Source organism: Herpetosiphon sp. NSE202 (assembly GCF_042688385.1).
Lineage (GTDB): Bacteria > Chloroflexota > Chloroflexia > Chloroflexales > Herpetosiphonaceae > Herpetosiphon.
This window is the reverse complement of the sequence record NZ_JBHUPY010000007.1, coordinates 59,575-71,479: the sequence shown is the minus strand read 5'-3', so window position 1 is coordinate 71,479 and position 11,905 is coordinate 59,575. Positions and strand designations below refer to the sequence as shown.

Below are 11,905 nucleotides of genomic sequence, written 5' to 3'. Positions count from 1 at the left end.
CTCTATTTAATTAATCGTTTAAGCTCAAAATGGTATTGGAAATTTGCTCGCCCAAATCGCGGCGGCGTTGTAATAATTGACTGGTGAGGTCTGGTTGGGTCAGGCGTAGCCACGAAGCGGCGGTTGCCTCGCGCACAGCCCGCCAGCGCTCGCTCCAGCGCAGGGCAATAAAGCCAAATAGCGGGGCCAGTAGCAACACAATCAAACCAGCTTGCCAGGTTGTGAGCAAACCAATGATCAGGCTGGTTACAATCCAGCCAATCGGTTGCAAAACCATGCCAGCAATCAATTTAATTGTGCTCAATACTTCTAGCTCTTTGGTCATGCGGGTGGCGATGATTCCACTTAATCGATACATGGGGTAGCTGAGCAAAATGCCACAGGCTGCTGGAATAAAGGCCAGCAACGTCCACAAAAATTTGCGCCAAAAGCGCCAACGAGTGGCCAAGGGCAATTGCGGTGCCCACGGGTCGGCGATGCCCAAAAGTCGCAAGGTGCGAGCGTAGCGCTGGGCTTTGGCCGCCAAGGTTGCTAGTTGTACGCGTTCGGTTGGCGTGAGCGAGGTATAGGCTTCGCGGCCACTTGGGCGTTTGCGCCGCAAGCGATCAACTGTCCAGCCAACCATCACTGGCAGGCCACGCAATAATTCGGCATTGCCAGCTTGGAAAACCACGCCGCCCAAATGCTCAGCCATGCGCGTGGTCAAACTGGCAACTGCCTGTTCGCGCTCGGCCTCGGCATGCTGAAATTGATTAACGTTAATTGGTTTGCCAACTAATAAGAGCACTGAAGAACGAAAAATATGCTTATCTTCATACCATAAGCCAATTGGCACAATCTTCAAATCGAGTTGCCAATTGTGCTCTGCCTCTGCACCGAGCGCAATGCGGGCCGCACCTGAGCGCAACGGCAAGAGATAGGCTTCGGAGTGCGATGTTCCTTCGGGGAACAAGGCTAAATGGTGTTGGTCGGCAAGTAATTGACGGCAACGGGCAAACGTTTGTTCATTCAAATCGCGGGTATTGCTGCCTTCAGCGGCATCGCTTTGGCGATAAATTGGCAATGCGCCAAACGCATGCATCATCCAACGGCCAATTGGGTTGTTGAAAAAGGTATTTTTGGCCAAAAACGCGACGGGCTGGCCGAGAATCAACATCAGCAACAATGGGTCAAGCAAACCATTGGGGTGATTGAGCACAAACATCACCCTGCCACGGGGCAATTGCTCTAAGCCTTCGACGGCGATGCGTGGATAGTACAAACGTAAGAGGCGAAACACCAGCCAACGAACAAAACGACCCATGAATGTCCCCCAAACTTCTGTGATACGATAGCTGCAAAGGAGGCAGTTATGGATACCACCGAACTACGTGGCTTGCTTGCTAGTTTACCCCCAGCTGTGCTGCAAGCGCTAGAAAGCGGCGATAGCGTGGCGTTTGAAGCAGCTTTTGCCGCGATGCCAGCCGAACAACAAACCCTCGTGAGCCAACAGCTTGAGCAATTTCAGCAGCTTCAGATCGAGCAAGCGCTTGATAGCTATGCCGAAGCCCCAACCCTGGAGCAGTTGATCGATCAACTTCCGCTCGATTTACGCGAAGCGGTGTTGAATAACGATCAAGCCCAAATTCAGTTCTTGTATGATCGCTTAGAGCGCCATGAGCAAGACCAAATTGGTGAGTTATTGCTGAGCATTCAAATGCTGGTTGCCAAACAGAGTGATGCTGGCGGCGGAATGGATCTCGAAGATTTTACAAGTTTGCTTGATGCTATTGTAGCAGCAACACACGATCCTGCGCTACCACGGGCCGAATTACGCTTGACTTTGGCCGACCTTGAGAGCCTTGGTTGGCAACTGATCACACCAGTTGAGCAAATTTGGGCTGGCGAACGCGACCAGCAACGCCTACTCCATGGCCTTGATGATCGCGACCGCGACCTGATTAACTATATTCTCGCGACACTCAAACACTAATATACTTACCATAACCAACAGCCGATTGTACCCAAAGATACATTGGCTGATGTAGCCGAGGCTTGGCTTGAACTGTAAGAATGGCTTGAACTAATAACCTATTGCTAATATCCAAGATCTTCATATAATGATGGTCATCCAACATCCTACCCAGGAGGAACCGTATGAGTTCAAAGCATAGCGATGAATTTCAACGCCTGATCGATCAAGCCACCTCGGACGAAGCCTTCCGTCAAGAACTGTTGGATAGTAGCAATATTGCCGAAACTGTTAAAAACCATGGTTTTAACTTAACTGATGATGAATTGAAACAAGTTGAAGAATCTGCCACTAATTTTCAAGGTCAAGGCATCTCAGCTAGAGGTCTTGCTGGTTGGTATTAATTTTTGATTTAGAATTCAGCCACAACATTATTCATTAATATTGTGGCTGAATAATATACTAACTATGGGCTTACTTGATATTAAAAGTAGTAAAAACCTTGAAGATCAAACAGATTCAGTAAGAAAGTCTGTTTTTTTTAATACCATTATTAATGTTGTTATTTATATTCATATATTTTTTATAGCACTTATTTTTATTACATCTATTCTCAATCAAGAAATGCGTTTTATGCCAATGTTGATATTGGCAATTGATATGAGCTATTTTTTATTTGTTAAGTATATAAGTAAAAAAGTTGATAATAATAAACCCTATATAATATTTTGTACATATTCAAATTTGATGTTTATGGCTCTAGCAGCAACAGAAAGTAATAATTCTGTTAATTTATTTATGTATATGTGTAGTATTTGTATTATGCTATTTACCTTTCTAGTAAATTATAAATCAGCTCTTATCGCTTTTTTTGCTAATATATCAATTATTTTCTACTTAATCTATCAACCAAACTTTGCTTGGATTGCCGATCTTTTGCCAATATTAAGCTTTTTTGTCGTAATTACGGCGATTGCTTGGCTCTACCAACGCACACTTGATAATTCAATGCTCTCACTGCAAGCAGCGCGTCAGCAATTGATGCAAGATACGCTGATTCGCCAGGAGTTGGCGATTGCGCGCAATTTGCAACAAGACCTCTATCCCAAGCCCCAACACTATAGCGAATGCCTCGATATTGGTGCTTCGGTGCAGCCAGCGCTCGAAACGAGCGGCGATTTGTATGATCTGATTCGTTTGAACGACGATGAAATTGCAATTATTGTTGGTGATGCAACTGGCAAGAGCGTTGCTGCCGCCATGGTTATGGCCATGACGCGCTCGATTATTCGCAGCGAGGCCCGCCGTTCGCGCAACCCCGGCCATGTGTTGCGCCATGTTAATGCGATTTTGCACGCCGACGATGCAGTTAATCAGATGATGACAGTTTGGTATGGGGTGCTGAATTTGCGCAATCATCAATTGCGCTTTGCCAACGCAGGCCACCCATTTCCGCTCTTGCGGCGCAATGGCGCAATTCAGGAATTAGAGGCCTTTGGCACGCCGTTGCGCTCAATTCGCAACTTTCCCTATGCTGAGCAAACCATCCAATTGCAAGCCAACGATCGCTTGGTGGTCTATACCGATGGCGTAATTGAAACCATGAACGAGCAACGCGAGTTGTATAGCTTTGATCGTTGGTGCTTGGCGGTACGCCAGCTTGAAGCAGAAAATACCGCGAGCTTGATTGATGCCTATTGCGCCGATGTTGATCGCTTCCGTGGTGCTGCCCGCCAAGCAGACGACCTGACCTTGGTGATCGTTGATATTATTAAAGATCCTAGCGAGTTGATAACCCTTCCCGTCGCTGATACCACAACTGTTGTTGTAGGCGCTGATCAATAATCTGCACATCAGGCCGCACCTCTAACACTGCTTGCACATACCAAGTACTAAATGTTGTTTGATCATTGTTGCTCAGCAATTGGCCATGAGCTGGCTGTTGTTGCAGCAGCGCGATTGCTTGATCGCGGCTTTGGGTTTGGCCACGCAGCGAAAATCGCCAGCCCAAGGGCAAGCAGATTAATATCGACATTGGCGCAAGCCAAATCCAACCTGCAAGCCTTGGCTTTTGCGCCAACCATACCACGCCCATGCCAAGCAGCCAAGCGGCCAAGCCATGAATTGGCAAGAGATAGACTTGGGCATCAGCGCCACCATAACTGATAGCCCAAAGCAGGGTTACGCCAGCCCAAGCAACCAGCATCCAGCGTTGAGCTAGCGTGATTTTTTGCCAACCACAGCCAATGAGCAGCGGGCCGACGATCCACCAATAACTAGCAAGCAAATCGCGAATTGCTAAAATGCAGCGTTGAACTTGCTCGCTCAGTGGCACTGCGCCAACTAAATAGCGATATTCGCTAGCGCTGATGTGGCTGATTGCGCCAGCAACGCTACTCCAATCGCCCCAACTTGCTTGTGGAACCACCGCGCCGCGCCAAGGCAATATGAGATAGCTACTGACCCCGAGCAGCAGCATAAGCAACAATAGCCCAATTTGCGGCCATTTAATCGCCCATTTGGCCTTAAACCACCACACCCCAAAGCCGACCAACCACGCTGCAACAGGTAATTGCACGCCCAATCCCAAGCCGCAGACCAAGCCAAGCGCTGCCAGTGTACGCGTTCGTTGCCAGTGCTGCCAACGCAAGCTGAGCCACAGCAAAAGCAGCTGAAACACATTCGCCAAGGCATAGACTTCGATGACTAGGGCTTGTTGCCAAATTCGTTGGCTCAAGCCAAAGCCCAAGCCTGCGGCCAACATTGCGCTCCAGCGGATCGAGCGTGGCTGGTCGCTGGCGCTTAATCTAACACAGGCGGCGACGATGCCTGCACTCAAGGCCGTTGCCAAACCACTCAACAATGCTAAGCGTTGGGCTGGCTCGCCGCCAAACCAGTGGAGCGCAACTTGCCCAATCAACAAATAGCTTGGCGAGCCTGGTGGATGTGGCACTGCGCCAAACCAGAGCGCGGTTGCCAACTCGCCGCTGTCGCTGCTGCCATAGGCTGTGCTAATAGTTGGGCTGCTCATTAGCCAATAAAGTGGCAAAAGTAGGCCGATTATCAACCACGGCACGACCTGATCCATCCATGGGCGTGGTTGCTGCGTGATATAGTGTGCTGATTGTTTTGCAGTTTGAGGATTCATTGATCTATGCTTCCTGTTGTGATTGGGCTAGGCTTAGGCTTGGCTTCGTTGATTTTATTGGTGCGTGATGCGCTGTTGCTCAAAAAAATTCCCCAAATTGAGCCACGCCCAGCGCCTGAGCCACTGCCAAGCATCGCTGTATTGGTGCCAGCGCGGAATGAAGCGCACAATATTGGCCATGTGTTGCGTGGGATGGCGCAGCAAACCAGCAGCGATTGGCAACTGACCATTCTTGATGATCATTCGAGCGACCAAACTAGCGCGATTGTAGCCGAAGTTGCGGCCCACGATCAACGGGTGCGCTTGTTGCAAGGCCAACCATTACCTGCTGGCTGGACTGGCAAATGCTGGGCTTGTTGGCAATTGGCCGAGGCCAGTTCGAGCGAATGGTTGCTATTTCTTGATGCTGATACCAAGCCGCAGCCTGCGATGTTGGCCCAAGCGTTGGCCTATGCTGAAGCAGAAAAGCTCGATTTGCTGACATTTTTGCCTTTCTCGGAGCTTGGCAGTTTTTGGGAAAAAACCTTGTTGCCTGCGTTTTTCTCAATTATTCAGGCGGCCTATCCCGTAAGCAAAGTTAATACGCCTGGCTCCGGCGTGGTTTTGGCGAATGGCCAGTTTATTTTGGTGCGGCGCAGCGCCTACCTGCGTGCTGGCGGCCATGCAGCAGTGCGCGATCGGGTGCTTGAGGATGTTGAGTTGGCCCAAGCAATTGTGCGGGCTGGCGGCGTGATGAAGGCGGTGTATGCTGGCGAGTTGCTGCGAGTGCGCATGTACACCAATGGCAGCGAGGTACGCGAGGGCTTAGTTAAAAATGCAATTGCTGGCTTGCGCAATGGCGGTGCACGTTCTTCGTGGGCTGGTTTCCGCCAGATTTTGGTTGGAGTTGTGCCATTTGGCTTGGCTTTGCTGAGCATGTGGGCTTGGCTGCGCCGCTGGACATTCTGGCCAAAACTTTTGTTGAGTGGCATGGCTACGCTGTTAAATGGCTTTGCATTTTGGAGTTGGGGTCGCTTTATGCAGCAATTATATGGCTTGTCGCGTCGCCATGCGCTGCTTTTTCCCTTGGGAATTGTCTGTTATATGCTGCTAGCGGCAGAAGCAGCGTGGCGCATTTGGTCGGGGCGCGGCGTAACCTGGAAAGGCCGCACCTACAAAGAATAATCACGCTAAAACTAGCTGCTTGACGACATGCTCCCAGCGAATATTGGCAACCATTGCTGGGCCATTGCTGCCAAGTTGGGCTGCCAAGGCTGGCGACTGCCAAAGTGCATCAAGCCGCGCGGCCATGGCGCGAGGCTCGGCGGGAGCTACAAAGCCGGTTTTGCCATCGTGAATAAATTCTAAAACCGTGCCCGAATCTTGGGCGGTCAGCACTGGCTTGGCAGCCTCAAGTGCTTCGATGGTGGCAAAGCCAAAATCCTCGTCGATGGGAGCATAAAACACGGCGCGGGCATCAGCATACAAATCAATTAATGTTTGATCATCCATCCAGCCGCGAAACTCAACCCGTTGTTCAAGGTCAAGCTGTTTGGCTAGGGCTTGAAGCTCGGCCATCGCTGGGCCGCGGCCACCGATAATCGCCTTAACTGGTTGCTCGGTGTAGGTCAAGGCATGCAGCAAAAGATTGAGCCGTTTGGCCTGATCCAGCCGCGAAATGCTCAAAATATAGGGTTCGTAGCGGCCTTGGCGCAAGCGCCCGCTATAAATCGAAGGTGGATATAGTGGCGTGCTGGCGAGATCGTTGAAGCGTTGCAAGCGCTGGCTGACAATTTTGGAGATACTAAAACGGCGTTTGGCTTCAGCTAAGGCTTGGTGATCGAGCTTGGTTAATGTACGAGCTAGGTGATCATCATCAGGTTGGCTGCCCCAATCGCTCCAGTTTGTGCCGCGCCAATCGTAGAGTTGGCGATGTTGATGCACCAACCAAACCACTTTTTTGGGGTGCGCAACCGCATATGAGGGGAATTTGGTACAGATAACTTGATCGACAGGCTGATCTTCGACGTGGCTGAGATCGAGCATGCGCCAGGCCAATGCGCTATTGAGCAACTCGCGATGCGGCGTGCGCGTGAAGGGCAGTGCCACCAAATCGGCTTCGTGGCCAGCGTGACGCAAGGCGGTTACCAGCCCTTCGGCCAGCAATTCGGCTCCACCACGGGCAAAAGGCACTTGGGCTGTACAAACAAGAATCCGTTTCATTGGCTCTCAACGCTAAGTGATTAGGTCGCCATTATACTATTTGTTGCAGCGCAGCTTGGGCGCGTAAGGCTAATTGGGTCAGAATAATTGAGGTTGCGCCCCAAATTTTGTGCTCGCCATAGGGGTAGTGGGGCACTTGCAAGGCTACGCCGCGGATCATTCGCTCTTCGGTTTGCACCGCATCGGCGGCCCAAAGCTGGTGTAATGGCAAATGCAGCACGGCAGCAACCTCGCTGGGATTTGGCGCTAAATTGGGAGCATGATCAAGCCATGCCACAATTGGCGTAATCAGAAAATTACTAACTGGCACATACAACTCGCTGAGCCGCCCAATAATTGTCGGCTGATCGATGTGTAGGCCAATTTCTTCGTGGGCTTCGCGCAGGGCGGCGGCCTCGGGGCTGGCATCGCTTGGGTCAATCGAGCCGCCAGGCAGCGAGATTTCGCCAGTATGGCTGCGCAAGTTGCCACTGCGCACGGTTAATGGCACAAATAATTGCTCGGCCTCAGGGTAGAGCAAGGCCAGTACAGCGCCATGCCGTGGCTGGATGTTGGCTGGAGGCAATAAATTACGGCTCGGGTTGCCATTATCGAAGGTTGGCAACAGCCGTGCGCGCGCTTCATCATCGTGGTTTAAATTGGCGAGTTGCGCTTGGAGCGCCGCAACGAAGGCTTGGTTTGGCATAGATTTGATTCCACTAAAATGAAAACTGATGGATTGTGACATCCACCAGTTTTTATTATACCGTTGATAGGGCTGAAATTAATCGGCTAATTTGCCAAAAACCATATAACTACTATTCGAGCCAGGCATGCCATTTGATGAACCTTTATGCAGTTCAATCACCTCGTAGCGTCCGCCAGCCTCGAAAATACTGCCTTCATGCACAATAATGCTCGCGGCACGATATGTAGGGTCGGTTTGGGTTTCATCACCGACCGAAATGCGAGCAAATACGCCCTTTTGGCTTTGGCCTTGCTCATCGGTATATTCGCCATTTTCAACAAACTCTAGACCAATGCCAAATTGATTTTCGGTGCGATAGAGTGTGCCTTGGCTAACCGTCATTTGTTGAATAAAACGCGTTGCTTCGCTTGTCATGGTTGCTTGCTCCTGTTGGGTAGTACCACATCCGCTCATTATGATGATAAAAATGCTTAATAATAGCCTAAAACGCATAACTTTTATCCTTCAATTAAAATATTACTTAAGCTGATTTACCGCAGTATAGGTATAGTATTTATTAAAATCATCAAGGCTCATTGGTTGAGGATTATGCATTGTTCCCCATGGATTATGCAGATAAATCATGCCGTTGGCAACATCGACTTTTTCAATTGAGTATGCATGATTAGGGACGACCTTTGATGGCCAACCTGATGAACTTTCAAACAAACCTTCAGAGCGGGTTGCAACTGTAACACTATCACCGTTGCTAATCCGAGTATTTAAGTCTTGTAAGACGGTTTTGGTTTGTTCAGGAGTTGATGCTGCGGTGCTGATTTCAGTTGGAGCCTTACCAGTTAATAATTCAACCGCATCGCCTGGCCATCCACCCTCAATTTTTTCATAGCTATTTTTGGTATGTTGCGCATAGGCCTTTTCTAGAATCATTGGCCATAATTCATCATTGGTACTGCCAGTATTGGCATATGCTGGAATCATGGTTGGGTTGCCCTTTGAATCTTGGCGCACTGGGAAATCTGAATCAACGGTTATTTGTACTGGTTTCCCCTTTTCATACAGGGTGACAGTATAGGTACCATCACCATTATCAGCAATCGCATTTTTAATCAAATTAGGATTTTGCTGGGCAACCGAGGCTAGAGCAGCCATAAAGTAACAATCGCCAAGACTTCCCTGTTTTACATCGCTGGAACTAATCCCGTCAGGACTAATTTGACCTTTAAATGTTTTGTATTGAGGAGCATATTCATATTTGAAAATTGTGTGACCAAATATTTTGAAATCGCGACTTGGATCATGAACATCAGCGACTTCTGGATCTTCGTTTGGTGGGCTAGCAAAGACCCCTTTGCCACGTTGTTTACTTGCCATTACCCCATTGGGTTCATGCTGAAATAAGCGTGCGGCTTCCTCTTCGTGAGTTTTGAAGAGTTTACCAATTTCGATGGTTACTGATTGGTGGGTCTCAAAAACCTGAACCAAGCGTTGAAGTGTTGGGGTAATTTCGGTCTCAAACTCTTTGAAGAATGCTTGGGCTGCTTGACCTTGCCAAGCACCATTCCTTAGGTTAGCTACCGTCTGTTGAAGCATTTGATTGATATTATTAACCTTTTGCATTTGTTGATCGAAGCGTTTGGCGATCTGCTGCATTTGATCATACTGTATTTGTATGATAGGCTTGTTCATAAACAACCTCCTTGTGGGATGTTTTTATATGTTAGGTTTAAAGCATGAGTTTAAAGGAATTATAGTGATTGTCAAGGGTGAATTTAAACGCAAATCAGCGCAGCATGAACCATGCTGCGCTGATGTTTAGGCTTCGCCGAAGCCTATGTTTAGACTAAAGCTTTTTCGGTGGCGATATCGAAGATATGCATTTTTTCCATATCGTAGACTGCCCGAATTGGCTGGCCTGGGCGGGCTGACGTTCGGGGGTCGAAGCGCCCGATGATCGAGTGTTGGCCGCTTTGCAGGTAAGCGTAGATTTCGCTACCCATTGGTTCGGTCACATCGACGGTGGTTTCGACGACTGCATCGCCATTAATGCCTGGTGGCAAGAGCGCTGCATCGTGCACGTCTTCTGGGCGCACACCAAGCTCAACTTCTTTGCCAACATGCGATTCGATATGAGCGCGTCGGCTGTTGGGAATTGGCACCGCGAAGCTGCCGCCATCGAAGAACAAGCGGCCATCGCCTTTGGTCAAGGTACCTTTGATGAAGTTCATCGAAGGCGAACCAATGAAGCCTGCCACAAATTTGTTCACTGGATGATCGTACAAGGTTTGCGGGCTATCGAGTTGTTGCAACAATCCATCACGCATAACCGCAATCCGCGAACCCATGGTCATAGCTTCGGTTTGGTCGTGGGTCACATAGATGAAGGTGGTTTTGAGCCGTTGGTGCAGCTTGCTAATTTCAGCCCGCGTTTGCACCCGCAACTTGGCATCCAAGTTTGAGAGTGGTTCGTCCATCAAGAAGACGGCTGGGTCGCGGACGATTGCGCGGCCCAAGGCAACCCGCTGGCGTTGACCACCCGAAAGTTGGCGTGGCTTGCGATCAAGCAAGTGGCCGATCGCCATCATTTCGGCAGCTTCTTCGACGCGGCGTTTAATTTCGGGCTTGGGCACTTTGCGCAGTTTCAAGCCAAAAGCCATGTTATCAAACACGGTCATGTGCGGATACAAGGCATAGCTTTGGAACACCATGGCAATATCGCGATCTTTGGGCGCAACATTGTTGACCACGCGATCCCCGATCATAATTTGGCCGCCGGTGATTTCTTCGAGGCCAGCCAAACAGCGCAACGCGGTTGATTTACCACAGCCTGAAGGGCCAACCAGCACCAAAAATTCTTGGTCGGGAATATCAATGTTGAGATCTTTGAGCACATGGACATCGCCAAAGACTTTATCAACGTGATCAAACGTAATTGAAGCCATCGAGATCCTCCTTGAAACCTAATGAACCAATGACCAAGCTTGGGTTAAGCCATGTGCGGTGGGCAATGGCAGCTCCATCAAGCTGTTGTAGGAGTTTGCGAACCAAGGTGTGCGCCCAGAGTTCGGTTGGCCAGCGAAAGCCGGAGATGCCGCGTTGGCTGCTGCTATGGCTTACAATCACTGGCACTTTGGCGTGATCGACCATCACAACTCCGGTTGCTAATTGGTGGCCACAGACAATCAAGCCATCGTAGTCGTTTTCGCTGGCGGCAAGCGTTTCGTAGGCCGCTACGCCATCGTGAAAACGATTGGCTGCTGGCTCAACCACTAAGCCTGGGTCGAAGCCAAGGCCCGCCCGCCGTAACGCGCGCCGATAGCCAAGATACCAACGCGCCGAGCCTGGAATGCTACGCGGCAGCGTAATCAGGCCAATCCGCCGCATACCCGAATGGGTCAAGGTTTCGACCGCGCGCTGTGCTGCAAACGCTGCGTCACACAAGACGGCTGGTTGATCAAACGGCGGCGCGAGTGCCCAAACTTGGGGCAATTGGGGGTCGAGGGGCGTACCAAAGCTAATCCAACCATCAGCCAAATCGCCGCGAGCTTGACTATCTGCTGGTTGCAATAACAGACTATAGCCTGCGCTGGTTGCAGCATTGGTTGCTTCGAGCAGCCAAGTTGCTAAATCAACTTCACATAAGAGATTGGCTTGAGGGAGCAGCACACCGATGGTTAAGGTGCGTTGACGTTGTAGATTGCGGCCTTGACGATGGGGTTGATAGCCGAGCTTTGTGACTGCGGCTAGCACTTTGTTGCGCGTGGCTTCGCTCACCGGCATGCTGTCGTTCAAGACATACGATACCGTGGCAAATGAAACCCCTGCTAATTGCGCAACATCCTTAATCGTTGCCATCGTTGGCCTCATCTATTTAAACGTTTAAATAAAGTATACTGTACTTGTTTGAACTTGACAAGTT

12 protein-coding genes are annotated in these 11,905 nt (G+C 49.8%); 4 read left to right on the top strand and 8 right to left on the bottom strand.

From position 1 onward, the window contains the following. Positions 1–10: 10 nt before the first annotated feature. A complete protein-coding gene (locus ACFMKP_RS09825; protein WP_204755293.1) occupies positions 11–1,303 on the bottom strand; it encodes a 1-acyl-sn-glycerol-3-phosphate acyltransferase in 1,293 nt (430 codons plus the stop codon). A gap of 48 nt (positions 1,304–1,351) precedes the next feature. Between ACFMKP_RS09825 and ACFMKP_RS09820 the strand changes: the two genes are divergently transcribed. From ACFMKP_RS09820 to ACFMKP_RS09810, 3 genes are all read left to right on the top strand, one after another. Further along, positions 1,352–1,972 carry a hypothetical protein gene (locus ACFMKP_RS09820; protein WP_382291387.1) on the top strand — a complete coding sequence of 207 codons (621 nt, stop codon included), beginning with the start codon at positions 1,352–1,354 and terminating at the stop codon, positions 1,970–1,972. Positions 1,973–2,136: 164 nt separating this feature from the next. Further along, a complete protein-coding gene (locus tag ACFMKP_RS09815) occupies positions 2,137–2,355 on the top strand; it encodes a Nif11 family protein (protein WP_382291385.1) in 219 nt (72 codons plus the stop codon). A gap of 532 nt (positions 2,356–2,887) precedes the next feature. Then, positions 2,888–3,796: a PP2C family protein-serine/threonine phosphatase gene (locus tag ACFMKP_RS09810; protein WP_382291383.1), complete on the top strand. Its 909-nt coding sequence runs from the start codon at positions 2,888–2,890 to the stop codon at positions 3,794–3,796. Here ACFMKP_RS09810 and ACFMKP_RS09805 read toward each other — a convergent pair. Beyond that, positions 3,732–5,099 (bottom strand): protein O-mannosyl-transferase family, encoded by a 1,368-nt coding sequence (locus tag ACFMKP_RS09805; protein ID WP_382291381.1) that lies wholly within the window; start codon positions 5,097–5,099, stop codon positions 3,732–3,734. The genes ACFMKP_RS09810 and ACFMKP_RS09805 overlap by 65 nt on opposite strands. A 6-nt stretch (positions 5,100–5,105) precedes the next feature. Here ACFMKP_RS09805 and ACFMKP_RS09800 point away from each other — a divergent pair, with 6 nt between their 5' ends. Continuing rightward, complete coding sequence (locus ACFMKP_RS09800) at positions 5,106–6,263, top strand: glycosyltransferase (protein WP_382291379.1); 1,158 nt, start codon at positions 5,106–5,108, stop codon at positions 6,261–6,263. Here the strand turns inward: ACFMKP_RS09800 and ACFMKP_RS09795 are convergent, their stop codons facing one another. The 6 genes from ACFMKP_RS09795 to ACFMKP_RS09770 form a co-directional block, all read right to left on the bottom strand. Beyond that, positions 6,264–7,301: a glycosyltransferase family 4 protein gene (locus ACFMKP_RS09795; RefSeq protein WP_382291377.1), complete on the bottom strand. Its 1,038-nt coding sequence runs from the start codon at positions 7,299–7,301 to the stop codon at positions 6,264–6,266. Positions 7,302–7,332: 31 nt separating this feature from the next. Further along, the gene (locus ACFMKP_RS09790; RefSeq protein ID WP_382291375.1) at positions 7,333–7,986 is read right to left on the bottom strand and encodes an NUDIX hydrolase; all 654 of its coding nucleotides are present in this window, start codon (positions 7,984–7,986) and stop codon (positions 7,333–7,335) included. Positions 7,987–8,064: 78 nt separating this feature from the next. Next, complete coding sequence (locus ACFMKP_RS09785) at positions 8,065–8,481, bottom strand: hypothetical protein (protein ID WP_382291373.1); 417 nt, start codon at positions 8,479–8,481, stop codon at positions 8,065–8,067. A 24-nt stretch (positions 8,482–8,505) separates the two neighbouring features. Continuing rightward, positions 8,506–9,675, bottom strand: a complete 1,170-nt coding sequence (locus ACFMKP_RS09780) for a WXG100 family type VII secretion target (protein ID WP_382291371.1) — start codon at positions 9,673–9,675, stop codon at positions 8,506–8,508. A gap of 149 nt (positions 9,676–9,824) precedes the next feature. Continuing rightward, on the bottom strand, positions 9,825–10,928 hold the full coding sequence (locus tag ACFMKP_RS09775; RefSeq protein ID WP_382291369.1) for an ABC transporter ATP-binding protein: 1,104 nt from the start codon (positions 10,926–10,928) through the stop codon (positions 9,825–9,827). Beyond that, a complete protein-coding gene (locus ACFMKP_RS09770; protein ID WP_164689297.1) occupies positions 10,909–11,841 on the bottom strand; it encodes a LacI family DNA-binding transcriptional regulator in 933 nt (310 codons plus the stop codon). Before ACFMKP_RS09770 ends, ACFMKP_RS09775 begins: the two co-directional genes overlap by 20 nt. Positions 11,842–11,905: the final 64 nt, after the last annotated feature.